Here is a 22,916-nt window from a genome sequence, read left to right on the forward strand (position 1 = left end):
GGCAGGGGACTGGAATCGGGGAAGGAGCCGGCCAGGGGCCGGATCAGGGCGCCGGGGGCGCCCAGGTCTCGAGGAATTCCCGGATGCGCGCCACGTCGGCGCGGGCGTCGTCACGCAGCAACGCGGCGCCCGGGCCGGCATGCAGGACCTGTGCGTCGGCGTCCAGTACCACCAGGTACGGCGCCGGCGCGTCGGCCGCTTCCGGGTAGGCCGCGACAAAGCCGGCATTGCCCGGCGCGCGGCGGTCCACCCGCACCCACACGAACGCCGAATTGCGGCGCGAACGCAGCGCCGCGTCGCCTTCGATCCCGGCGGCCAGCGCCTCGCAGGGCGCGCAGTCCGGCTCGCCGAACTCCAGCACGATGCGGCGGTTGCCGCGGCGCGCCTCGACCTGGGCGGTTTCCAGGTCGTCGGCGGGGTTGCGGGCCGGGTCGAACGCGGCCCGCAACCCGGCCAGGGCGGCGACGTCCGCCGCCGCCGGGGTGTTGCCGGAGGCCACCGGCTCGGTGGCGTCCGGCGCCGGCGCCTGCTGCGGCGTGGTGTCGACCGGCTGTGGCGGCCCGGCCGGGTGCCGGGAATCAACCCCGCATCCGCACAGGGCCAGGGCCGAAGCCAGCAACGCGCCGCGGCCGCCGTTCATCTCACTTCACTCCGTGCATCAGCTTCTGGATCAGCGGCGCGACCAGGAACAGCAGCACGCCGGCACCCAGCAGCGCCCAGAAGCCAAAGGTATACCCGGCCAGCGCGGAGGCGGTGGTCATGCCGCCTTCACCGCTGACGCTGGAGGCGAAGATGCCCGACAGGTTGTTGCCGATGGCGATCGACAGGAACCAGCCACCCATGGCCAGGCCGGTCAGCTTGGCCGGGGCCAGCTTGGTGGTCATCGACAGGCCGATCGGCGACAGGCACAGCTCGCCCACCGACTGGATGACGTAGACCATGAACAGGGTCCAGAACGGGATCTTCAGGGTTTCCGGATCGACCAGGCTGGACAGGGCGAACATCAGCAGCAGGAAGGCCAGGCCGTTGAAGATCAGGCCCAGGCCGAACTTGCGCGGGATCGACGGATTGGCGCGCCCCATCGCCACCCACAGCCAGGCCAGCACCGGGGCCAGGGTGATGATGGCGATCGAGTTGACCGACTGGAACCAGCCGACCGGGAAGATCCAGCCGCCGAAGTCGCGGTTGACGATGTTCTGGGCCAGGAAGTTGAACGAGCTGCCGGCCTGTTCGAAGAACATCCAGAACAGCACGTTGAAGCCGAAGATGATCAGCATCGCGATGACCATGTCGCGCTGCACCTTGCCCTCGCGGATGCCCTCGACCAGCAGCATGATCGCCGGGGCGATGAACAGCGCGATCAGGATCCAGTTGAGCAGGCCGGCGTCGATGGTCAGCAGCGAGTAGAACACCGGGATCGCGACCACCGCGCCGGCAACCACCATGGCCACGCGGCCGAGGCCGGGCGCTTCGGCCGGGGCGGCGCCGATGCCCTTGAGCTGGGCGCGGCCCAGCCAGAACCAGAACAGGCTGAACAGCATGCCGATGCCCGAGGCGATGAACACCACCTTGTACGCCGGCAGTTCCGGGCTGCCGCCGAACATGCGCTCGGCCAGCCAGCCGGTCAGGATCGGCGCGATGAAGGCGCCGAGGTTGATGCCCATGTAGAAGATGGTGAAGCCCGAGTCGCGGCGCTGGTCCTCGGGGGCGTAGAGCTTGCCGACCAGGGTCGAGATGATCGGCTTGAACAGGCCGTTGCCGACGATCACCGTGGCCAGGCCCAGCTTCAGCATCGGCTGGCTCGGCACCATGATCATGAACAGGCCGGCGGACATGAAGGCCGCGCCGACCAGGATCGAGCGCTGGTAGCCGATCAGCCGGTCGGCGACATAGCCGCCGAAGATCGCCGCGGCGTACACCAGGGCCAGGTAGGCGCCATACAGCTCGCTGGCCGGGGCCTCGCCGGCGGGGTTGCCCTTGTAGAACTCGGCGACGATGTACAGCGCCAGTGCCCAGCGCATGCCGTAGAAGGCGAAGCGCTCCCAGAACTCGGTCATGAACAGCATCCACAGGGGACGCGGATGGCCCAGGGTCTGGGGGAACTGGGGCAGGGACGGCGTGTGCGGCGGGGCCGCGACCTTGGGCTCGACGAGGTCGGCGCTCATGGATTTCCTTGCAAAGAACGGACGGGACTGCACGGCGCACGGGCGCCGGAACCGGGCGAGAATCACCGACCGGGCCTTGCCCGTCAATGCGCAACCGCGGTCAAACCCCGCCGAGCCGCAAGAAAAATCCCTTCCTGTTCAAGGTGTTGCATTGGAAACGGCCGCCCTGGCCGAAACCGGCTGGACGGCCGCTGAAGCCCACGCAGCGGTCCGGTGGGCGGACCGGAACCGTTCAGGTTCCGATGCTGGTGCGGACCTCGAACAGCTCCGGGAAGAAGGTCAGGTCCAGCGCCTCGCGCAGGAAGCCCACGCCACTGGAGCCGCCGGTGCCGCGCTTGAAGCCGATGATGCGCATGACCGTGCGCATGTGGCGGAAGCGCCAGGTCTGGAACTGGGTTTCCAGGTCCACCAGGTCCTCGCTGAGCGAGTACTCGCGCCAGTAGCGGTCGGTGTCCTCGTAGATGCGCTCGAACACCGGGCGCAGCGCCGGGTCGCTGACGTGCGGCTGGGTCCAGTCGCGTCCCGGGCGCAGGTACTCGCCCGGCACCGCGTGGCCGAAGCGCGCCAGGTACAGCAGGAACTCCTCGTACAGGCTGGGCCGCTCCAGCTCGGCGCGCAGCGCCGCCTGGCCTTCCGGGTCGTGGGCGAACACCTTCACCATCTCGGCGTTCTTGTTGCCCAGCAGGAACTCGATCGCGCGGTACTGCAGCGACTGGAAGCCGGAGGACGGGCCCAGCAGGTCGCGGAAGCCCATGTACTCCGACGGCGTCATCGTCTCCAGCACCGACCACTGCTCCACCAGCTGGCGCAGCACCTGCTTGCCGCGCGCCATCACCTTGCGGCACTGCCACACCTGGTCCTGCTGCATGAACGCGCGCGCGGCCTGCAGCTCGTGCATCAGCAGCTTCAGCCACAGTTCCGAGACCTGGTGCTGGATGATGAACAGCATCTCGTCGTGGTGCGCCGGCTCGGACAGCGGCCGCTGCGCGGACAGCAGGCGGTCCAGCTGCAGGTAGCCCGCATAGGTCATGCGGCCCTGCAGGTCGGTGTGGATGCCAGGTTCGAGCGGGCGCTGGTTCTTGTTCAGGGTCATCGGTCGCGGCTGGCGCGCGCGGGAGTGCGCGCAAGGGGGCAAAGCGTACCGCAGCGCAGCAGGGATAACGCGGCCGAGCCTGTCACCATTCAGGGGAACTCGACGACCGCGTCCAAGTCCATGTACTGCAAGCGTTGTTGCGCTGCACGGCGGGTTTTCTCGACCGAGTCCGTACCATGTGCAACTTTCCTGTCCGCAATCGCGCGCAAGGGTGACTCCCCCGATGACACTCGCCGCCAGCTTTGAAGTCCATTACCTGCAGTACCTCGACGCCGACGGGCGCCAGGTCCGCGACTTCCCGCAGGACCTGCGCGACCCCGCCGTGCTGCTGCCGCTGTTCAAGCGCATGCTGTTCGTGCGCGCCTTCGACAGCAAGGCCATCGCCCTGCAGCGCACCGGCAAGCTGGGCACCTATGCGCCCAGCCTGGGCCACGAGGCCACCCATGTCGGCATCGGCGCGTCGATGCGCCGCGGCGACGTGTTCGCGCCGTCGTACCGCGAGATCGGCACCATGTTCGAGCGCGGCGTGCGCCCGCGCGACATCCTGATGTACTGGGGCGGCGACGAGCGCGGCAGCGACTTCCCGCGCGACAGCGACGCGGTGGCCGACTTCCCGATCTGCGTGCCGATCTCCACCCAGTGCCTGCACGCGGCCGGCGCCGCGCTGGCGTTCAAGCTGCGCGGGCAGCCGCACGTGGCCGTGGCCACCTGCGGCGACGGCGGCACCTCCAAGACCGACTTCTACGCCGCGCTCAACTCCGCCGGCGCCTACCAGCTGCCGCTGGTGCTGGGGGTGATCAACAACGGCTGGGCGATCTCGGTGCCGCGCAAGGCCCAGACCGGCGCCCAGACCCTGGCGCAGAAGGGCATCGCCGGCGGCCTGCACGTGCTGCAGGTCGACGGCAACGACCTGGTCGCCGTGCTCGACGCGATGCGCCAGGCCATGGACCGCGCGCGCGCCGGCGAGGGCGGCTCGGTGATCGAGTTCCTCACCTACCGCCTGTCCGACCACACCACCGCCGACGACGCGCGCCGCTACCGCGACGACGCCGAGGTCAAGGCCGCCTGGCAGCGCGAGCCGATCGCGCGCCTGCGCACCTGGCTCACCGCGCAGGGCGCCTGGAGCGAGGCCGAGGAGGCCGAGTGGAAGGCCGAGTGCGAGCGCCAGGTCAACGCCGAGGTCGACGCCTACCTGGCCACCACCGCGCAGCCGGTGGAAGCGATGTTCGACTACCTCTACGCCGATCCGCCGCCGGACCTGCTCGCGCAGCGCGCCGCGGCCATTGCCCTGGAGCAGCGCCATGGATGACATCCGCAGCCAGCGCGCCGAAAGCAACAGCCTGGCCGGCGCCCACGCCGCCGCCGGCGTGGGCGATTCGGCGCCCGTCCACGCCAGTCGTGGTGGAGAACAGCCCATGAGCCAGACCCCGACCGCGACGCCGATCACCCTGATCGAGGCGATCACCCGCGCCCTGGCATGGGAACTGGAGCACGATCCGTCGGTGCTGGTGCTGGGCGAGGACGTGGGCGTCAACGGCGGCGTGTTCCGCGCCACCGCCGGCCTGCAGCAGAAGTTCGGCCCGCAGCGCGTGCTCGACACCCCGCTGGACGAGACCACCATCGCCGGCCTGTCGGTGGGCCTGGCCGCGCAGGGCATGAAGCCGGTGGCCGAGGCCCAGTTCGACGGCTTCGTCTATCCGATGCTGGACCACCTGGTCTGCCACGCCGCGCGCCTGCGCAACCGCACCCGCGGCCGCCTGCACTGCCCGATGGTGCTGCGCGTGCCGTGGGGCGGCGGCATCCGCGCGCCGGAGCACCACAGCGAGGCCAACGAGGCGATGTTCACCAACGTCCCCGGCCTGCGCGTGGTGATGCCGTCCTCGCCGCAACGCGCCTACGGCCTGCTGCTGGCCGCGATCCGCGATCCGGATCCGGTGATCTACATGGAGCCCAAGCGCATCTACCGCCAGTACAAGGAACTGGTGGCCGACGACGGCGAGGCGCTGCCGCTTGACGTGTGCTTCGTCCTGCGCGACGGCACCGACGTGACCCTGGTCGCCTGGGGCGCGCAGGTGAAGGAGGCGCTGGAGGCGGCCGAGGCGCTGGCGGCCGAAGGCATCAGCGCCGAGGTGATCGACGTGGCCACCCTGCGTCCGCTGGACTTCGCCACCATCGCCGAGTCGGTGTCGCGCACCGGCCGTTGCGTGATCGTGCAGGAGGCCCCGCGCACCGCCGGCTTCGGCGCGGAGATCGCCGCGCGCCTGGCCGAGGAGTCCATGTACGACCTGGTTGCCCCGGTGCAGCGCGTGACCGGCTGGGATACCCACATCCCGCTGTTCCGCCTGGAGATGAAGTACCTGCCCAGCGTGGAGCGGATCGTCGCCGCCGCGCGCGCCGCGATGGCCCACGGCTGAACCGTGCCGCGCGCGACCCCGTCGCGCGCGGTCCGTTACCTTGATGCCCCGGGACGGCATGCCGCGGCCGCGTGCCGCGGCCCGCTCCCGCCCGTCGATCCGCGCGATCGACCGACCGATTGAGAGAGCGACACGATGAGCCAGACCAAGACCTTCCACCTGCCCGACCTGGGCGAGGGCCTGCCGGACGCGACCATCGTCGAGTGGTTCGTCAAGGAAGGCGACACCATCCGCCTGGACGAACCGCTGGTGTCGATGGAGACCGCCAAGGCGGTGGTGGAAGTGCCCTCGCCGGTGTCCGGCAAGGTCCTGCGCCTGGCCGGCAAGGCCGGCGACGTGATCGCCACCGGCGCGATGCTGGCCGAGTTCGAGCCCGATCCCGCCCTGCCGCAGCGCGCCGAGGGCCAGGACACCGGCCACCACCACGGCGCACCGGCGAAGCCGGCCAAGGCCAGCGCCAGCGACGACGGCGGCGAGCTGCCGGTGCAGCCGGCGCCGTCGGAGGCGCGCGGTGGCGACGCCGGCACCGTGGTCGGCGCGATGCAGAGCTCCGACGCCGTGCATGCCGAGCGTGCGATCGCGGTCGGCGGGGTCAAGGCGATGCCGGCAGTGCGCGCGCTGGCGCGCAAGCTGGGCGTGGACCTGGCCCGCGTTGCGCCCACCGGGCCCGAGGGCACCGTGACCCTGGCCGACGTGAAGCAGGCCGCGGCCGATCCATCCCGTCTCCTCCCCTCCCGCGCGGGAGGCACCGGGGTGGCACAGCCCACCGCAGCGGCTGCCGCCTCCGCGCCCGCTCCTGCCGTGCACCAGCGCACCCCCGTCTCCGCCTCCGGCCGTCCCATGCGCACCCGCCCGCCGGGCGCCGACGCCGGCGTGGCCGCCAGCGGCCAGCCCGAGCAGCTCAAGGGCGTGCGCCGCAACATGGCGCGGGTGATGGCCGACGCGCACAGCAAGGTCGTGCCGACCACACTGGTCGACGACGCCGACCTGCATGCCTGGATCGGCAAGCAGGACATCACCGCGCGCCTGGTCCGCGCGATCGTCGCCGCGTGCAAGGCGGTACCGGCGCTCAATGCCTGGTTCGACGGCGAGGCGCTCAGCGTCACCCGCCATCCGCACGTGGACGTGGGCATCGCCGTGGACACCGACGACGGCCTGTTCGTGCCGGCCCTGCGCAATGCCGACATGCTCGACGCGCGCGGCATCCGCGCCGGCATCGACCGCCTGCGCGCGCAGGTGGAGGACCGCAGCATCCCGGCCAGCGAGCTGTCCGGCTACACCATCTCGCTGTCCAACTTCGGCATGTTCGCCGGCCGCTACGCCACCCCGGTGGTGGTGCCACCGTGCGTGGCCATCGTCGGCGCCGGCCGCCTGTCGCACGACGTGGTCGCGGTGATGGGCGGGATCGAGGTGCACCGCCGCCTGCCGATCTCGCTGACCTTCGACCACCGCGCCGCCACCGGCGGCGAGGCCGCGCGCTTCCTGCGCGCGCTGCTGGACGACATGGCCCTGCCGAACTGAGGCCGGCCGCCCGGGCTCCCCCGCCCCATGCGCGGGGGCCGGGCGTGGCGCGTGGCCGGGGGCAGGAGGCGGCGGGCGCTTCCGCCGCTTCATCCGCACCAGCCCCGCGCGGCGCTATCGTCGGGCTCCATGCCCGCCGGAGAGAGCCGCCATGCCGCACCACAGCCGCCTCAGCACCCTGGTGATCGACTGCAACGTCGATGACCTGCGCCCCGCGCTGGAGTTCTGGAGCGCGGCGCTGGGCAAGCCCATCGCCGACCCGGACGAGGACGGCGACGGCCGCTACGGCGTGCTGGCCACCGAGGAGGACGAGCCGCTCATCCTGCTGCAGAAGGTGGCGCACGAATCGCGCGTGCACCTGGACATCGAGAGCGACGACGTCGACGCCGAGGCCGACCGCCTCGAGCGCCTGGGCGCGCGCAAGATCGCCTTCGTCAAGCGCTGGTGGGTGATGGAGGCGCCCACCGGGCACCGCTTCTGCGTGGTGCGGCCGCAGCGCGAGCGCTTCGGCCGGCACCTCAATGCCTGGGATTGACCCCGCCGCTCAGCCACGCCGGCGGCTGCGGTCCAGCCACACTTCCAGGCCCTGGGCGTTGAGCTCGATGTCCATGCCCAGCAGGTCCAGCACCCCGGCCTCGTCCAGCGGCACGCCGTGGGCCTGGGCGCGCTCCAGGTAGTACTCCGACAGCGCCGCCACCAGCGCGCGGTGGCGGTCCGGGCCGCCGTCGCAGGCCTGGGCCAGCGAGACCATGGCGTCGATCTGCTCGTGCAGGTCCGCGGCCAGGCGGCGCACCTCGCCCACCGGGCCGTAGTGGGTCAGGTACATGCGCTCCGGCGCGCTTTCCAGCATGCGCCGGATCGAGGCCTGCATCGCCTCCGGCTCGAACTGCACCGGCGAGGAGGTGGGCAGGACGAAGGCGCGGCCGTCGCTGTCCAGCTGCCGGTAGGACAGGCCGAAGGTGTCGCCGGTGAACCAGCCGCGGCTGCGCTCGTCCCAGATGCACATGTGGTGGCGCGCGTGGCCGGGGGTATCCAGGCAGCGCAGGATGCGCCCGGCCAGGTCGATGGCATGGCCGTCGGCGGCCACCACCACGCGCGATTCCGGCACCGGCTCCAGGCTGCCGTAGTGGCGCGCGAACTGCTCCTCGCCGTACACCGCCATGGCCCCGGCCACCAGCCGCTGCGGATCGACCATGTGCGGCGCCGCGCGCGGATGCGCGACCAGGCGTGCGTTCGGCAGCTGGCGCATCAGCAGGCCCGCGCCGCCGGCGTGGTCGAGGTGGGCATGGGTCAGCACCACCCAGTCCACCGCCTCGGCGCCGAGCCCGGCGTCGGCCAGCGCCTGCATCAGCACCGGCACGCTGTGGTTGGTGCCGCAGTCGACGAACGCCGCCCGGCCCCGCTCGACCACCAGGTACGCGGCGTCGAAGGCAGGCCGGACGTAGCCGGTGTCGAGGGTATGGATGCCGTGCGCGGCCGCCAGCTGCTGTTGCTGCATCGGGGAGCGGGGATGTGGGGGCGATGCAGGGGAGCCTAGTCAGCCCCCCTTGCCCGCACGATCCGGCTTTGGTCGTAGACGGCCGCCGGCGGCAGGCCACCGTTCACCTTGGTCGCGGCTCAGCCCTGCGCCGCCCAGCGCGCGGACAGGCGCATGCGCAGCGGGATCGCCAGTGCCAGCACCGCCAGGAACGCGCCGTAGGCGTAAAGCACGGCCAGCACCTGGCGCCAGATCGGGCCGGCGCCGCTGTAGGCCATCCCCTCGTGGTAGCCCCAGTGCATGCCGCCGATGCTCAGCACCAGCGCCAGGACCAGCACGATGGCGTCGAACGCACGCCGCGCGCGCGGGCGCGGCGTGCGCGGGAAGAACCAGTAAAGACCGCCCAGCACGGCGAACCAGGGCAGGAACAGCAGCAGCGAGAGCCAGGCCATCAGCCGGCCTCCGCCTCGGCCAGCTGGCGCAGGGCCTCGACCACCGCGTCCACCCCGGCCACGTCGGCGCCCAGGGTGCCCACGCGCTCGCCCATCAGCCCGACCGCGCCCTGCTCCAGCGCGTGCAGGGCATTGATGCCCTCGCGGCGCAGCCGGGCGATGCGCTCGCCGGCCTCGCGCGGGGACTCGGAGCCATCACCCTGCAGCAGCACGCGGCCGTCGGCGTCGACCAGCTTGAAGTGGAAGCGGCCGTCGGCCTCGCGGTATTGCTTGAACTGCGGCAGGCGCGCCGCCGGCTTCTTCTTCGGCTTGCCGGAGCCGGCGGCGGCCGCCGCCTGGAAGCCGCCCAGGCCGACCGCGCGCTGCAGGCCGTCGAGCAGCGGCACGGTGGTCTCGCGCGCCTTGCGCGCGCCCTCCTGCAGGATCTCCTCCAGCTGCGCCGGCCTGGCGATCAGCTGCGCGTACTGCTCGCGCAGCGGCGCCACCGCTTCCTCGATGCGCAGCACCAGGCGCTGCTTGGCGTCGCCCCAGCCGATGCCCTCGGCGAAGGCGTGGCGCATCTCCTCGGCCTGTTCCGGGGTGGAGAAGGCCTGGTACAGCTGGAACAGGGCCGAGCCCTCGGTGTCCTTGGGCTCGCCAGGCGCGCGCGAGTCGGTGACGATCGACATCACCAGGCGCTTGAGTTCGGCCGGCGGTGCGAACAGCGGGATGGTGTTGTCGTAGCTCTTGGACATCTTGCGGCCATCCAGGCCCGGCAGGGTGGCCACGTTCTCGTCGATCTGCACCTCCGGCAGCACCAGCGGCTCGCCGGACTGGCCGGTGGCCTGGCGCCAGGCCTCGCCGTAGAGGTGGTTGAAGCGCTGGCCGATGTCGCGCGCCATTTCGATGTGCTGGATCTGGTCGCGGCCCACCGGCACGCGGTGCGCGCCGAAGGCGAGGATGTCGGCCGCCATCAGCACCGGGTACATGTACAGGCCGGCGGTGACGCCGGCATCCGGGTCCTCGCCCGCCTCGTTGTTCTTGTCCACCGCCGCCTTGTAGGCATGGGCGCGGTTGAGCAGGCCCTTGGCAGTGACGCAGGTCAGCAGCCAGGTCAGCTGCGGGATCTCGGGGATGTCCGACTGCCGGTAGAACACGACCTTCTGCGGATCCAGGCCGCAGGCCAGCCAGGTCGCGGCGATCTCCAGGCGCGAGCGTGCCACCCGCTGCGGATCGTCGGCCTTGATCAGGGCGTGGTAGTCGGCCAGGAAGAAGAAGCTCTCCGTGCCCGGTGCGCGCGAGGCGGCGATGGCGGGACGGATGGCCCCGGCGTAGTTGCCCAGGTGCGGGGTGCCGGTGGTGGTGATGCCGGTGAGGACGCGGACGGTCATGGTGCAGGCAAGGGGAAGAAACACGCCGATTCTACCCCCCTGCCCCGGTTGCGGCGGGCGGACACGGAAAGGCCCGGGGCGGCGGATCGCCGCGCCCGGGCCCAAGGCACCGGCCTTAGTGGCGGTAGCGCTGGTCCAGGGTGGTCTCGAAGTCGCGGACCTCGCGCTCGGCGCGGTCCTTCTCCCAGCCATAGCGCTCCTGCAACTTGCCGGCCAGGTACTCGGCATTGCCCTCGGCCACGTCGAACACGTCGTCGGTGAGGTCGCCCCACTTGGCCTTCATCTGGCCCTTCAGCTGCTTCCAGTTGCCGGCGATGATGTCGCGGTTCATGCGTGCTCCTTGTTTGGGGGTCGGGACCCGGCGGTCGCCGGGTTGGGGCCAGCATCGCCGGTTGCGCGTTTCCCGGCGGTCCAGCCGCCGTGAGTGCGCGGTTACGCGGCGCCACGCGCGGCGGAGCATTCAGGCAGACAAAAAGGCGGGGCCTTGCGGCCCCGCCTGCAACTCCATCTGCGCACGTCCTGTGCCGGGCGCGTCCTGCGCTCACCGCATCCGTTCGAGCTTCCCGCTCAGCACTTGCCGTCCTTGCAGTCCTGGGCCTTGTCCTCGAGCTTTTCCCCGCCCCGCTGGATGTCCTTGCCCGCGCCGGCCATGGTGTTGCACGCGGTCAGCGCGGAAATCGAGAACAGGCTCAGCAGGGTCAGGGCAACGATGCGCTTCATGGTGGGCTCCCTTTTCGGTCCCGCGCGCCACGCACGGGATGGGCCCCACTTTTCCGGGAACGCCGTCGAACCGGCGTGAAACCGCGCGGCGACGGACGCGACTGGTGCTCAGTCGCGCATCAGCGTGGACTTGCCGAACAGGCTCTCGACCAGGTCCACCGCCAGCTCGGCGGTGGCGTTGCGGTTGTCCAGCACCGGGTTGAGCTCGACGATGTCCAGCGAACCCATGCGCCCGGTGTCGGCGATCATTTCCATCACCAGCTGCGCCTCGCGGTAGTTCACCCCGCCGGGCACGGTGGTGCCCACGCCCGGGGCGATGCCCGGGTCGAGGAAGTCCACGTCGAAGCTCACGTGCAGGTGGGTGTCCGCGTCCACGCCTTCCAGCGCCTGCTGCATCACCGCCTTCATCCCGACCTCGTCGATGTAGCGCATGTCGTAGATGTCCAGGCCATGCTGCTTGACCAGGCGCTTTTCCTCCGGATCCACCGAGCGGATGCCGATCTGCCGCACCTGCGCCGGGGTGATGGCCGGGCCCTCGCCACCGAGGCGGGTGAGCGCGTCCGGGCCGATGCCGCACAGGCAGGCCACCGGCATGCCGTGCACGTTGCCCGAAGGGGTGACCTCGCTGGTGTTGAAGTCCGCGTGCGCGTCCAGCCACAGCACCCGCAGCTTCTTCCCGGCCTGGCGGCAGTGCTGGGCGACCGCGGCGATCGAGCCGATCGCCAGGCAGTGGTCGCCGCCGAGCATCACCGGCATGCGTCCGCGCCGCAGCTCGGCCAGGGTGGCCTGCATCAGCGCGCGGTTCCATTCCACCACCTGCTCCAGGTGGCGGTAGCCGCCCACCGGTGGCTGCCAGGGGTTGGGCGGGCCGGCGAGGTTGCCGGTGTCGAGCACGTCCACGCCGCGCGCGGCCAAGGCCTGGCCGATACCGGCGATGCGCAGCGCATCCGGGCCAAGCGACGCGCCGCGGTGCCCGGCGCCGATGTCGGTGGGAACGCCGATGAGGGAAACAGGGGGATAACTGCGGGCCATGACGGTATCCGTTGAAACCTTTCCCGAGTCTAGCCGGGTGACCGTACGGACACGCGCCGCGCTGCAGCAGACGCCGGATTCACGCCCACGGTGCTATTGAAGGGACATGCCGACCACCCTGACGCCTCCCGTCGCTCCTTCGTCCCCACCCCTGCCGGCCAGTTTCCTGCCGGCCATGGCCACCGCGGACGAACCGCCGCCGTTCAACGTGCCCCTGACCGTACTGGCCGAAGCCAACGGCCGCAGCGAGATCTTCCACGGGTTCCACGACGGCGAGGCCTGGTATGCCTACGACCTGCCAGCCAGCGGGCAGTGGCAGGTGGTGGCCTGGCAGGCCGGCTACCGGCCATGGCCGCCGGGCTTGCCGGATGGCGTGCGGTTGCCGGTCCCGGCGCCGTTGCACCGGACCTGCGGGCTGGTGCCCTGAGCGTCGTCCCGGCAGCGGCCGGGAGCGGAAAGTGGTGCCGCTTGTCCGGATCGAACGGACGACCTACCGCTTACAAGGCGGTTGCTCTACCAGCTGAGCTAAAGCGGCGCGGCCGGCGATTCTAGCGCAGGCGTCCGCCCATCGTCCGCCAGGCCGGGGATGCGGCTGCAATCGATCTGGCGCGCTTCGCCCGCCTGGGCGCGCACTTCCTCCGGCCGTGCGGTGGCCAGCAGCAGCCACCAGCGCGGAGGCGTAGCCCGGCCGGCAGTGCGCAGCTCGGCCGGAAAGCCAAGCTGGCGCATGGCCGCGACCCGGCGCTCGGCCATGTCGCGGTTGCGGAAGGTGCCCAGCGCCACCGCGTTGGCCTCGCCGCCCTGGTGCAGCACCAGCACGTCGTCGAAGCCGGCACCCCGCAGGCGGCGCACCGTGGCTTCGGCCTCCTCGCGGCTGGGGACCGGGGGCAACAGCACCCGGTACATCTCCGCATCGCCCGGTTCCTCCTCGACCTGCAGGCCCAGCAACAGCGGCTGCAGCCGCGCGCTGATGCCGTTGGCCGCGGCGCGGCTGCGGAACGGGCCGGCGCGCAGGCAGGTGTGTGCGGGCGCGGCCGGCTGCAGCGCAGGCGCCGCGGCCGCGGCGACATCGAGGGTGCGCACGATTTCCAGCGGGGCGATGCCCGGCGGCGTGGCCGGCGCCGAGGCCGGCGCTGGTTCGGGGCGCAGCAGCCACCAGGCGGCCACGCCGAGGTTGAGGACGGCCAGGACGACGATGAGGGCGCGGGCGATCATGCCCCGATTCTAGGGGAGCACCGCAGCGCGGTGGCCGCCGGCGGTCAGGAGGATGCCGCCGCGTCCAGCTGCGCTCGCGCCCAGATCGCCAGGCCTTCGATCACCAGCGCCGGCCGCAGCCGTGCCTGCGGCAGCAGCGGCGCCAGCGCCCCGGCACCGCCGCCATGCAGCAGCAGCGCCGGCTCGCGCCCCAGGCGCAGGCGCGCCTGCTCCAGCGAGCGCAGCACCAGGGCCACCGCGGCGCCGTCGCAGCCGGAGGCCAGCGCGTCGGCGGTATCGTCGGCGAACTCGGCATAGGCACCGCCGCTGGCCGGAAGCTGCGCCGCGCGCGCGTGCAGCATCTCGCGCATCAGGGTCGGCGAGGGCGCGATGCGGCCACCGTGGTGGCGCCCGCCGGCGTCAAGCAGATCGATGGTCAGCGCGGTGCCGACCCCGGCCAGCAGCACGTCGCCGCCGTCCCGGTGCGCGGCCAGCAGCGCCAGGAAACGGTCCACGCCAAACCGCTCCGGGTTCGGATAGGCCACCCGCACCCCGGCGCATTCGGCCTGGGTGCGGGCCAGGTGCACCTCGTCGAAGGCCGCGTGCAGGCGTTCCAGCACCGCCGCGGTCATGGCCGGACCGGCGACGCTGGCCACCCAGGCCCGGCGTCCGCGCGGGACCGGGGCGCGGTGCAGGTCCTCGCCATGCGGCCAGGCCTGGGCCTCGCCCGGCGCGCCGCCGTCCCAGGGGGCGGCCTTGAAGCGCGTGTTGCCCAGGTCGAACAGCCAGTCGCTCATTGCCTTCTCACGCTGACCTCGCCGGCGTGCACGCGGCGCTCGCCGGCGCTGGTGGCCACCCGCAGGGCCCCATCCGCGGCCAGGCCCAGGGCCTGGCCCTCGAAGTCGCCGCGGCTGTCCAGCACCCGCACCGGATGCCCGGCCAGCACGTCCAGCGCGGCGTAGCGGTCCAGGAACGGCGCCAGGCCCTCCTCGTCGAACAGTTCCAGCGCCGGCAGCAACGCGTCCAGCACGGCGATGGCCACCGCATTGCGCGACGGTACCCTGCCGCCAAGCCGGGCCAGGTCGGTCCACGGCTGGTCAATGCCGTCGGCCGGCCCGAGGTCGACGTTGATGCCGATCCCGACCACCGCGTGCACCGGACCGCCGTGCTCGCCGCCGCCCTCGACCAGCAGGCCGCCCAGCTTGCGGCCGTCGGCCACCAGGTCGTTGGGCCACTTCAGTCCGACCTCGGCATGGCCGCAGCCACGCAGGGCCTCGGCCACCGCCACCCCGGCCACCAGGCTCAGCCCGCCGAGGCGGGCCAGGCCGCCCTGGAAGCCACGCCGCACCGACATGCAGACCTGCCCACCCAGCGGCGACACCCAGCGCCGGCCCAGCCGGCCGCGGCCGGCGTTCTGGCGCTCGGCCAGCAGCACCTCCACCCCGGGACGCGGCGGCCGCCGCAGCAGTTCGGTATTGGTCGAATCCAGGCTCCAGGCCACGTCCAGTGCGTGCAGCGAAGCGGCGGCCCGCGGCGCCAGCCCGGCGCGCAGGCGCGCCGCATCCAGCAGCTCCAGCGGGCTGTCGAGCACGTAACCGCGCCCGGGCCGGGCCTCGATCCGCGCCCCGGCCGCCCGCAGGCCTTCGATGCGCTTCCACACCGCCGCGCGGGTGATGCCGGCGTCGCGTGCCAGCACGTCGCCCGAACTTCCGCCGGCGGCCAGCCGCCGCAGCAGCTCCCGATCGTCCACACCCTGCTCCGTGAATACTGCGTAGCGGGCGATTATCCGGCATCGGCCGCCCCCGCGTCCGGCGCACGGTCCCGATCCGCGCTATATTCGGGATCTTGCCCGGCCAACCGGACCGACCCATGCGCCGATTCGCCCCGCTCCTGCTGCTGACCATCCCGAGCCTGTGCTGGGCCAGCCCCGAGCTGCCGGGGCCGGAACAGAAGCACGGTGCCTGCGTCTATGCCCGTCCGGACACCACCGCGGCCGCAACCGCCGGGGACGAGGCGCCGCAGGCGCGGCCAACGGTGCCTGCGGCGGCACGCACCACCCCGCGCGCCAGCACTGGTGGCGGCGGCGGCGATTCGGACGCGGTCATGCCGCGCGCCCGCGGCGGCCGCTGGCACAGCTTCCTCCCGGGAATGTTCCGCTGATCCGCAGGCTTTCGCGCTGGCTGCGCCTGGGCGCGGCACCCATCGACGAGGACCTCTGGCAGCACGCCTGCCAGGCCCTGCCGTGGGCGCGCGGGCTGGACCCGCAGCGCCGCGAATGCCTGCGCGCGCTGGCGACCCGCTTCCTGCACGAGAAGACCATCACCCCGCTGGGCGGGCTGGAGCTGGCGCCCGCCGAACGGGTGCTGCTGGCGGCGCTGTGCTGCCTGCCGCTGCTGGAGTTCGGCGCCGGCGGGCTGCGTGGCTGGTCGCAACTGCTGGTCTACCCGGATGCGTTCCGGGTGCGCCGCAGCCATGTCGACGCGGCCGGCGTACTGCACGAATGGGACGACGAACTGGCCGGCGAGGCCTGGGACCATGGCCCGCTGGTGCTGTCCTGGGCCGACGTGCAGGCCGATCTGGAGGAGCCTGACACCGGCTACTGCGTGGCCGTGCACGAGATGGCGCACAAGCTGGACGTGCTGGACGGCGAGCTGGACGGCACCCCGCCCCTGCCCGCCGCCTGGCACCGGCAATGGGCGCGCGATTTCCAGCGCGCGTACGACGGCTTCTGCGCCGAGGTCGACGCCGGCGCGGAGACCGCGATCGACCCGTACGCGGCCGAGGCACCGGAGGAATTCTTCGCGGTGGCCACCGAGTACCACTTCTCCGCACCAGCAGTGCTGGAGCAGGAGATGCCGGAAGTGGCCGCGCACCTGGCCCGCTTCTACGGCCCCTCGCCCCTGCGCACCGCGTAGCCCGGACAAGCGAAGCGCATCGGGCTACGCCCTTGCGAATCCCGAATCACCAATCCCGAATCCCGGCTCTCAAAGCCCCGGCGGCAAGGTGACCTCGAAGCGCGCCCCGCCCAGCTCCTGGGAACGGGTGACCTGCAGTTCGCCGCGGTAGTCGCGCACCAGGTCCTGCACGATCGACAGGCCGATGCCGTGGCCCTGCACGCGCTCGTCGCCGCGCACGCCGCGCTGCAGCACCTTGGCCACGTCCTCCGGGGCGATGCCGGGGCCGTCGTCGTCCACCGCCAGCAGCAGGCCGGCGCGGCGGTTGGGCGCGGTCGGGCCCGGGCGCGCGGTCAGCACCACGCGGCGGTTGGCCCACTTGAACGCGTTCTCCAGCAAGTTGCCGAGCAGTTCCTGCAGGTCGCCGGCCTCGCCGTAGAAACGCGCGTCCGGGGCGATGTCGAACTCGCACAGCACGCCCTTGCGCGCGTAGACCTTCTCCAGGCCGCGCACGATCTCCTCGGCGGTGGACTCGATCGGCACCGGCGCGGAGAACAGCTTGTGGCCGCTGGAGGCGGCGCGCGCCAGCTGGTAGGAGACCAGGTCGTTCATGCGCCGCAGCTGCACGTCCAGTTCCTGGCGCAGGGTCTCCTCCGGGCCGCCGGAATCCAGCTGGGTGCGCAGCACCGCCAGCGGCGTCTTCAGGCTGTGCGCCAGGTCGGCCAGGGTGTTGCGCTGGCGCTCCAGGTTCTCGCGCTCGGAGTCGATCAGCGCGTTGATGCTCTCGGTCAGCGGCTCCAGCTCGCGCGGGTGGTGCTCGCTCATGCGCTGCAGCTGGCCGCGCTGGACCTTGGTCAGCTCGGCGATCACCCGCTGCAGCGGGCGCAGGCTCCACTGCAGGATCAGCGCCTGCAGCAGCAGCAGGATCAGGCCGGCGCTGCCGAGGTTCATCCACAGCGCGCCGCGGAACACGCGCACCTGGGCATCCAGGGTCTGCGTGTCCTCCATGACGTAGATGGTGTACGGGAACTCGGCCTCGGGCCCGCGCTCGCCCCAGACCAGGCCGATGCCGTAGCGGTAGACCTCGCCGGCGGTGCCGTCGATCTGGGTCACCTGCAGCGGGCCGTCGAAGCGCTCCTCGCGCGGCTCGAGGATGTCGCCCGGGTCCGGCAGCAGCGGACCTTCGGCCGACATCGAGGCCCAGCGCCCGTCGGGCAGCACCACTTCGGCGTACAGGCCGCTGCCGGGACGGTGGAAGCGCGGATCGGGTCCGACCTCGGGCGTGTACAGCGAACCGTCGCGGCCGAAGTCGATGTTGTCCGCGTACGCCATGGCGTAGCTCTTCAGCCGCTGGCGCAGGTTGTTCTGGGCGGTCTCGGCGAAGGATCGGTCCAGGGCCACGCCGGCCAGCATCAGGAAGGCGACCAGGCCGATGCTGGCCGCCATGAGCTGGCGGGCCTTGAGCGAACGCGGCCGCCAGGGGCGGAACCGGGGCCTGGTGCTCCCTTCCACGAGACCCGGCTACCGCGGCTCAGCCTTCGTTGCGCGGGATCGCGAAACGGTAGCCGCGGCCGCGCACGGTCTCGATCGGCTTCAGCTCGCCTTCCGGGTCGAGCTTCTTGCGCAGGCGGCCGATGAAGACTTCCAGCACGTTGGAGTCGCGGTCGAAGTCCTGCTGGTAGATGTGCTCGGTGAGGTCGGCCTTCGAGACCAGCTCCCCGGCGTGCATCATCAGGTACTCCAGCACCTTGTACTCGTAGCTGGTGAGGTCGACGTTGCTGCCGTGCACGGTGACCGTCTGCGCGGCCAGGTCCAGCGCCACCGGGCCGCACTCCAGCACCGGCTTGCTCCAGCCGGCGGCGCGGCGCACCAGCGCGTTGAGGCGCGCCAGCAGCTCCTCGACGTGGAACGGCTTGACCAGGTAGTCATCGGCGCCCTGCTTGAGGCCCTCGACCTTGTCCTGCCAGCTCGAGCGCGCGGTCAGGATCAGCACCGGGAAGTTCTTGCCCTCGTCGCGCAGCGCCTTGATCAGTTCCATGCCCGACATCTTGGGCAGGCCCAGGTCAATGATGGCCACGTCGAACGGGACCTCGCGCCCCATGTACAGGCCTTCCTCGCCGTCCTGCGCGGCATCCACCGCGAAGCCCTCGCGCTTGAGGCGCGCGGCCAGGGTCTCCCGCAGCGGGGCCTCGTCTTCGACCAGAAGGATTCGCATGCACTCTCCCTGAGTTGCAGTGTGGGACCGGCCTTTGGCCGGGGCCCCATCGTCTAGCGGGTTTCGTGATCGTCGCGTCGCGATGCGCGGCGGCCCCGCTCGCCGGGGCCCGGGTCATCCATATAGCGGACCCGGCCGCGATCGTCCATGTACTTCACGCGGGTGATGTTGCGCCCCTCGTAGGGCACCAGCTCGGCGCCCAGGATCTGGCCGCCGGTGGAGCGCTGCACGAAGCGTACTGCCTCCGAGAGCGAGCGGCGCGATGCCCGCAGCTCGGCGGCGCCGGCTTCCTGCGCGTCCCGCTGCGGGCGCTCGGCACGGGGCGGCCCGCCGGCGCGCGCGCCGGCCTCCGGCCCGACCACGGGCGGCCGGGCCGCCGCCACGAGGGGCAGGCCGGCCAGCAGCAGGGCGGTGACGAGGCGGCGCGGAGCGAACATCGTTGCAATCCTAACTAACGGCGTGGGTCTTTGATACGGCTTCCACGCACGAAAACATGCGTGGAGGCCAGACCCTTGGCTGGAAAGGCATGTTCGTGAGAATGCAGTGAATCCGGTCTGAACTTATCCACATGCCACCGGCGGCCGTTCAGCGCAACAAGCCGCCATTTTCCCGGCGGTTCGCGCGGGATCCGCTCAGGCCACCGCGGTCGCGCCGGCGGTGGCATCCAGCGCCTGCTCCACCAGCTCCCAGCCTGCACCAGGACGGTGCGCGCCCTCGCTGAGGACCTGGCGGAACAGGCGGCCGCCGGGCTGGCCATGGAACAGGCCAAGGACATGCCGCACCACGTGCTTGAGCGGCAGGCCCGAGGCCAGCTGCCGCTCCACGTAGGGGCGCAGGCGGCGCAGCAGGGTGGCGCGTCCGGCCAGCTCGCCGCCGTACAGGGCCACGTCCAGCCGGTGCAGCAGGTAGGGATCGTGGTAGGCGGCGCGGCCCAGCATCACCCCGTCCACGTGCGCCAGCTGCTCCTGGACCTGTGGCTCGGAGGCGATGCCGCCGTTGACCAGCACCTCCAGGTCCGGACGCTCGCGCTTGAGCCGCCAGGCCCATTCGTAGCGCAGCGGCGGCACCTCGCGGTTCTCCCTGGGCGACAGCCCCTGCAGCCAGGCATTGCGCGCATGCACCACGAAGGTGCGGCAACCGGCCGCGGCCACCGCTTCGACGAAGGCCGCGAAGCGCTCGTACTCGTGGTCCTCGTCCACGCCCAGCCGGCACTTCACCGTTACCGGCACCTCGCGGCCGTCGGCGCGGGCACCCTCGATCATGGCCGCCACGCACTCGGCCACCAGCCCCGGCTCGCGCATCAGGCAGGCACCGAAGCGGCCGGCCTGGACCCGGTCGGAGGGGCAGCCGCAGTTGAGGTTGACCTCGTCGTAGCCCCACTCCACGCCGATCCGGGTGGCCTGCGCCAGTACCTCCGGCTCGCTGCCGCCCAGCTGCAGCGCCACCGGGTGCTCGGCCGGGTCGAAGCCCAGCAGTCGCCCGCGGTCGCCGAGCACCACCGCGTTGGCGTGCACCATCTCGGTGTACAGCCGCGCATGCGGCGCCAGCAGGCGGTGGAACACCCGGCAGTGGCGGTCGGTCCAGTCCATCATCGGGGCGACGGAGAGGCGGGCGGAAGCGGCGTAGGAAGCGGGAACGGCAGGCATGGCGGGGACCGGTGGGGAGCGGGAATTGTCCCCGATCGCCCGCGGCAGTTCTAACCGCCCGGCTGAACGGCGGGTCGCCGCCGCACCCGGCCGCCCCACGGAACCGCCGGCCGGGTGCGGGGCGCCGCGCACCCGCCGCTACCAGCGGTACTCCACGCTGGCCGAATAGAACCCGCCGTCGCCGGACACCGGGCCGTTGACCGGGTACGCGTAGTACTGGCCCGGCTGGACCAGGGCCTGCGGCAGTTTTTCCGGCAGGCGGTTGAACAGGTTGTTGGCGGTCAGCGACAGGCGCAGGCGTTCGCTGGCCTGGAAGCCCAGGTCCAGGTCGGTCAGCCAGATCGGGTCGATGGTGTACGCCACCTCCTCCGAGGCCGGGCGCCCGACCGGGACGCCGTAGCGCTCCAGCGAGCCGTAGCGGGTCAGGCGCAGCAGCGCGCTCCAGCGTCCCAGGCGCCAGTCGGCGCTGAGCACCTGCTTGCTCTTCGGCGACAGCAGCAGCAGGAGGTTGGCGTTGCTGCGGCTGAACACCGGCACGCCGTAGTCGGCCAGCACGTCCGGGGTGGGCGCCACGCCGCGCAGCTCGCCGCGGGTCCAGTTGCCCGCCGCGGTCCAGCGCACGCTGCCGAAGCGGCCGAAGTCGCTGGCGGCCTCGAACGTGGCTTCCACGCCCTCGTTGCGGGTATGCGCGGCGTTGAGCAGGTAGGACACCGCGTCGGCCGGGCCGTAGCCGAGCGACTGCAGCAACGGCAGCGCGCCCGGGTAGCTGTCGCCGGAGATCGAGGTGGAGGTGGCGATGCGGTTGTCCACGTCGATGCGGTAGACGTCCACCGCCGCGGTGGCGCCGTCCCAGGGCTGGAACACGATGCCCAGGCTGTAGTTCTCCGATTCCTCCGGCCGCAGCGGGCGCGCGCCCAGGGCCTGCGCCTGCGGCGAACCGACCTGCAGGGTGTAGGTCACGCCGGCCGGCGAGTTCTGGGTGAACTTGTGCGCCTGTGCGGCCAGCGCCGGCGCCTGGAACCCGGTGCTGGCGGTGCCGCGCACGGCCCAGCGCCGGCCCAGCTCCACGCGCGAGGAAACGCGCCAGGTGGAGGCGGTGCCGAAGTCCTCGTAGTCCTCGTGGCGCGCGGCCAGGTCCACGGTCCAGCGCCGCACCGGGTTGAGCGACAGGCCGGCGTACACCGCCCAGTTGTCGCGCTCGACCTGCACCGCGTCTTCCGGGCTGAACCCGGCCAGCGCCTGCGAGTAGCCCACCGCGCGGCTGAAGGGCTTGCCGGCGTTGGGGCCGTCCAGGATCACCGCGCCGCCATGGGTGTAGGACTGCGGATCGCCGGCCCACTTGCGGTAGGACTCCCGGCGCGCCTCGGCGCCCAGCGACAGTTCCAGCGGCCCGGCCAGGCCCACCTCGAAGCCGCGGCGCAGGTCCAGGTTCCAGGTGGTGGCCTCGTAGCGCACCTTGCCCAGGTAGAAGCTGGTCTGGCTGTCCAGGCCGAAGGTCGGGTTGATCGAGTCGTGGATGTAGGCGCGGATCGCGTCGTGGCCGTTGGTGACGCTGGCTTCCCATTCCCAGTCCGCGGCCAGCGTGCCGCGCAGGCCGAGGGTGGCGCCCACGCTCTGCTCCCTGATCTCCTCCTTCGGCTGGAAGCCGTCCGGATGGATCGCGCGCACCACTTCGTCGCGCCACACCGGCCGGTAGAACTGCGGTGCCCAGGCCTGGCGGCCGGCATGGCTGAGGAAGGCGAACAGTTCCAGCGACTCGCCCAGCGGGGTGCCGGCACTGGCGGTGAAGCCGCGCAGCCGGGACTTGCGGCGGCCATTGATCGGCCAGCGCCATTTGCCGCGGTCGACCTCGTACTCGCGCGGGTCGAGGCTGGCGCCTGCGGGGATCTGCGGCCGCCACACCGAGCCGCCGGGCACGACCGGGTTGCCGTCGGCGTCGCGCAGGAAGAACAGCGGATAGTCCAGCGGCACCGGACTGCTGGTGATGGTCGGGTCCTGGTCGTCGTACTGGAGGGCGAAGTTGATGTAGCCCTCCCGGCCCAGGCCGAACCCGGCCCTGGCGGTGAGGGTGTGCAGCCCGCCCTCGCCGCCGTCGTTGACCCCGTAGCGGTAGGCCACCTCGCCGCCCTCGGCCTGGCGGCTGGTGATGATGTTGACCACGCCGGCGATGGCGTCCGAGCCGTACAGCGCCGAGGCACCGTCGCGCAGGACCTCGATCCGCTGGATCGCGCCGGTCGGGAAGGTGGCCAGGTCCACCGGCGCCTGCCCGGTCAGGCCGCCGGCGCCGAACAGGGCGGTGGTGTGCCAGCGCTTGCCGTTGACCAGCACCAGGGTGTGGTTGGGGCTGAGGCCGCGCAGCTGGCCGACGCGGACCATGCTGCCCAGGTCGGTGGCGTTGGCGCGCACCGGCGTGTTCCAGGCCGGCAGGGTGGCGTTGAGCGCCTCGAACAGGTCGGTGCGGGTGGTGCTCTCCAGTTCCTGCGCGCTGATCACGTCGATCGGCGCGGGGCTGTTGCCGATGGTGCGGCCGGCGGCACGGGCGCCAGTGACGGTCACCCGGTCCAGGGTGGTGGCGGCGCCGCTGCCGCCGGGCGCCGGTTCGCCGCCCCCGGCCGCGTGCAGGTCGGGGATGGCGAGGAGCAGGCTGATGGAAAGGGCCAGCACGCTGGCCCGCGGGGAATTGCTCATGCGGGGGAATTCCTCGGCAGGGGGCGGCGCCGCGC

24 protein-coding genes and 1 tRNA gene are annotated in these 22,916 nt (G+C 72.1%); 7 read left to right on the forward strand and 18 right to left on the reverse strand.

Features of this window, described 5'->3' with window-relative positions:
• Positions 1-43 precede the first annotated feature (43 nt).
• The 3 genes from PSEJ31_RS0110900 to PSEJ31_RS0110910 form a co-directional block, all read right to left on the reverse strand.
• Complete coding sequence (locus PSEJ31_RS0110900; RefSeq protein WP_028915467.1) at positions 44-640, reverse strand: hypothetical protein; 597 nt, start codon at positions 638-640, stop codon at positions 44-46.
• A gap of 1 nt (position 641) precedes the next feature.
• A complete protein-coding gene (locus PSEJ31_RS0110905; protein WP_028915468.1) occupies positions 642-2,165 on the reverse strand; it encodes an oligopeptide:H+ symporter in 1,524 nt (507 codons plus the stop codon).
• Positions 2,166-2,397: 232 nt separating this feature from the next.
• Positions 2,398-3,258 carry a tryptophan 2,3-dioxygenase family protein gene (locus PSEJ31_RS0110910; RefSeq protein ID WP_028915469.1) on the reverse strand — a complete coding sequence of 287 codons (861 nt, stop codon included), beginning with the start codon at positions 3,256-3,258 and terminating at the stop codon, positions 2,398-2,400.
• Between the two features lie 223 nt (positions 3,259-3,481).
• On the opposite strand from PSEJ31_RS0110910, the gene pdhA reads away from it, so the two are divergent.
• The 4 genes from pdhA to PSEJ31_RS0110930 all read left to right on the forward strand — a co-directional run bounded on the left by pdhA (position 3,482) and on the right by PSEJ31_RS0110930 (position 7,728).
• Entirely contained in the window at positions 3,482-4,567 is a 1,086-nt protein-coding gene (gene pdhA / locus PSEJ31_RS0110915) for a pyruvate dehydrogenase (acetyl-transferring) E1 component subunit alpha (protein ID WP_028915470.1), read from the forward strand.
• Between the two features lie 106 nt (positions 4,568-4,673).
• On the forward strand, positions 4,674-5,672 hold the full coding sequence (locus PSEJ31_RS0110920; protein WP_125108864.1) for an alpha-ketoacid dehydrogenase subunit beta: 999 nt from the start codon (positions 4,674-4,676) through the stop codon (positions 5,670-5,672).
• 135 nt (positions 5,673-5,807) lie between these two features.
• Positions 5,808-7,193, forward strand: coding sequence for a dihydrolipoamide acetyltransferase family protein (locus PSEJ31_RS0110925; RefSeq protein ID WP_028915472.1), 1,386 nt, complete (start codon positions 5,808-5,810; stop codon positions 7,191-7,193).
• Between the two features lie 151 nt (positions 7,194-7,344).
• Positions 7,345-7,728 carry a VOC family protein gene (locus PSEJ31_RS0110930; RefSeq protein ID WP_019398015.1) on the forward strand — a complete coding sequence of 128 codons (384 nt, stop codon included), beginning with the start codon at positions 7,345-7,347 and terminating at the stop codon, positions 7,726-7,728.
• 9 nt (positions 7,729-7,737) lie between these two features.
• On the opposite strand, the gene PSEJ31_RS0110935 is transcribed toward PSEJ31_RS0110930, so the two are convergent.
• The 6 genes from PSEJ31_RS0110935 to rocF form a co-directional block, all read right to left on the reverse strand.
• Entirely contained in the window at positions 7,738-8,691 is a 954-nt protein-coding gene (locus tag PSEJ31_RS0110935; protein ID WP_019398016.1) for an MBL fold metallo-hydrolase, read from the reverse strand.
• Between the two features lie 119 nt (positions 8,692-8,810).
• Positions 8,811-9,122 carry a hypothetical protein gene (locus tag PSEJ31_RS0110940; protein WP_028915473.1) on the reverse strand — a complete coding sequence of 104 codons (312 nt, stop codon included), beginning with the start codon at positions 9,120-9,122 and terminating at the stop codon, positions 8,811-8,813.
• Entirely contained in the window at positions 9,122-10,684 is a 1,563-nt protein-coding gene (locus PSEJ31_RS0110945) for a tryptophan--tRNA ligase (RefSeq protein WP_306460563.1), read from the reverse strand. The genes PSEJ31_RS0110940 and PSEJ31_RS0110945 overlap by 1 nt, the downstream gene beginning before the upstream one ends.
• A complete protein-coding gene (locus tag PSEJ31_RS0110950) occupies positions 10,608-10,823 on the reverse strand; it encodes a CsbD family protein (RefSeq protein ID WP_019398019.1) in 216 nt (71 codons plus the stop codon). Before PSEJ31_RS0110950 ends, PSEJ31_RS0110945 begins: the two co-directional genes overlap by 77 nt.
• Positions 10,824-11,059: 236 nt before the next feature.
• Positions 11,060-11,212: an entericidin A/B family lipoprotein gene (locus PSEJ31_RS0110955; RefSeq protein WP_019398020.1), complete on the reverse strand. Its 153-nt coding sequence runs from the start codon at positions 11,210-11,212 to the stop codon at positions 11,060-11,062.
• Between the two features lie 108 nt (positions 11,213-11,320).
• Positions 11,321-12,244: an arginase gene (gene rocF / locus PSEJ31_RS0110960; RefSeq protein WP_019398021.1), complete on the reverse strand. Its 924-nt coding sequence runs from the start codon at positions 12,242-12,244 to the stop codon at positions 11,321-11,323.
• Between the two features lie 106 nt (positions 12,245-12,350).
• Here rocF and PSEJ31_RS15990 point away from each other — a divergent pair, with 106 nt between their 5' ends.
• Complete coding sequence (locus tag PSEJ31_RS15990) at positions 12,351-12,671, forward strand: hypothetical protein (RefSeq protein WP_037035032.1); 321 nt, start codon at positions 12,351-12,353, stop codon at positions 12,669-12,671.
• A gap of 32 nt (positions 12,672-12,703) precedes the next feature.
• On the opposite strand, the gene PSEJ31_RS0110970 is transcribed toward PSEJ31_RS15990, so the two are convergent.
• The 4 genes from PSEJ31_RS0110970 to birA all read right to left on the reverse strand — a co-directional run bounded on the left by PSEJ31_RS0110970 (position 12,704) and on the right by birA (position 15,188).
• Positions 12,704-12,779: transfer RNA gene (locus PSEJ31_RS0110970), tRNA-Thr, on the reverse strand.
• Positions 12,770-13,459 (reverse strand): SPOR domain-containing protein, encoded by a 690-nt coding sequence (locus PSEJ31_RS16565; protein ID WP_028915474.1) that lies wholly within the window; start codon positions 13,457-13,459, stop codon positions 12,770-12,772. The genes PSEJ31_RS0110970 and PSEJ31_RS16565 overlap by 10 nt, the downstream gene beginning before the upstream one ends.
• 44 nt (positions 13,460-13,503) lie before the next feature.
• Entirely contained in the window at positions 13,504-14,235 is a 732-nt protein-coding gene (locus PSEJ31_RS0110980) for a type III pantothenate kinase (RefSeq protein WP_019398023.1), read from the reverse strand.
• Positions 14,232-15,188: a bifunctional biotin--[acetyl-CoA-carboxylase] ligase/biotin operon repressor BirA gene (birA, locus tag PSEJ31_RS0110985; protein WP_028915475.1), complete on the reverse strand. Its 957-nt coding sequence runs from the start codon at positions 15,186-15,188 to the stop codon at positions 14,232-14,234. The genes PSEJ31_RS0110980 and birA overlap by 4 nt, the downstream gene beginning before the upstream one ends.
• A gap of 119 nt (positions 15,189-15,307) precedes the next feature.
• Here birA and PSEJ31_RS0110990 point away from each other — a divergent pair, with 119 nt between their 5' ends.
• Positions 15,308-15,598: a hypothetical protein gene (locus PSEJ31_RS0110990; protein WP_051403722.1), complete on the forward strand. Its 291-nt coding sequence runs from the start codon at positions 15,308-15,310 to the stop codon at positions 15,596-15,598.
• Positions 15,565-16,353 carry a M90 family metallopeptidase gene (locus tag PSEJ31_RS0110995; protein ID WP_028915477.1) on the forward strand — a complete coding sequence of 263 codons (789 nt, stop codon included), beginning with the start codon at positions 15,565-15,567 and terminating at the stop codon, positions 16,351-16,353. Before PSEJ31_RS0110990 ends, PSEJ31_RS0110995 begins: the two co-directional genes overlap by 34 nt.
• Before the next feature lie 69 nt (positions 16,354-16,422).
• Here the strand turns inward: PSEJ31_RS0110995 and PSEJ31_RS0111000 are convergent, their stop codons facing one another.
• The 5 genes from PSEJ31_RS0111000 to PSEJ31_RS0111020 all read right to left on the reverse strand — a co-directional run bounded on the left by PSEJ31_RS0111000 (position 16,423) and on the right by PSEJ31_RS0111020 (position 22,881).
• Positions 16,423-17,844, reverse strand: a complete 1,422-nt coding sequence (locus tag PSEJ31_RS0111000) for an ATP-binding protein (protein WP_037035041.1) — start codon at positions 17,842-17,844, stop codon at positions 16,423-16,425.
• Positions 17,845-17,863: 19 nt separating this feature from the next.
• Positions 17,864-18,547 carry a response regulator transcription factor gene (locus tag PSEJ31_RS0111005; protein WP_019398028.1) on the reverse strand — a complete coding sequence of 228 codons (684 nt, stop codon included), beginning with the start codon at positions 18,545-18,547 and terminating at the stop codon, positions 17,864-17,866.
• Between the two features lie 53 nt (positions 18,548-18,600).
• Positions 18,601-18,819: a hypothetical protein gene (locus PSEJ31_RS16335; RefSeq protein ID WP_051403725.1), complete on the reverse strand. Its 219-nt coding sequence runs from the start codon at positions 18,817-18,819 to the stop codon at positions 18,601-18,603.
• Between the two features lie 360 nt (positions 18,820-19,179).
• A complete protein-coding gene (gene dusA / locus PSEJ31_RS0111015; RefSeq protein WP_028915478.1) occupies positions 19,180-20,193 on the reverse strand; it encodes a tRNA dihydrouridine(20/20a) synthase DusA in 1,014 nt (337 codons plus the stop codon).
• 138 nt (positions 20,194-20,331) lie between these two features.
• Positions 20,332-22,881, reverse strand: a complete 2,550-nt coding sequence (locus PSEJ31_RS0111020) for a TonB-dependent receptor (protein WP_028915479.1) — start codon at positions 22,879-22,881, stop codon at positions 20,332-20,334.
• Positions 22,882-22,916 lie beyond the last annotated feature (35 nt).

Source organism: Pseudoxanthomonas sp. J31 (assembly GCF_000510725.1).
Classification (GTDB): domain Bacteria; phylum Pseudomonadota; class Gammaproteobacteria; order Xanthomonadales; family Xanthomonadaceae; genus Pseudoxanthomonas.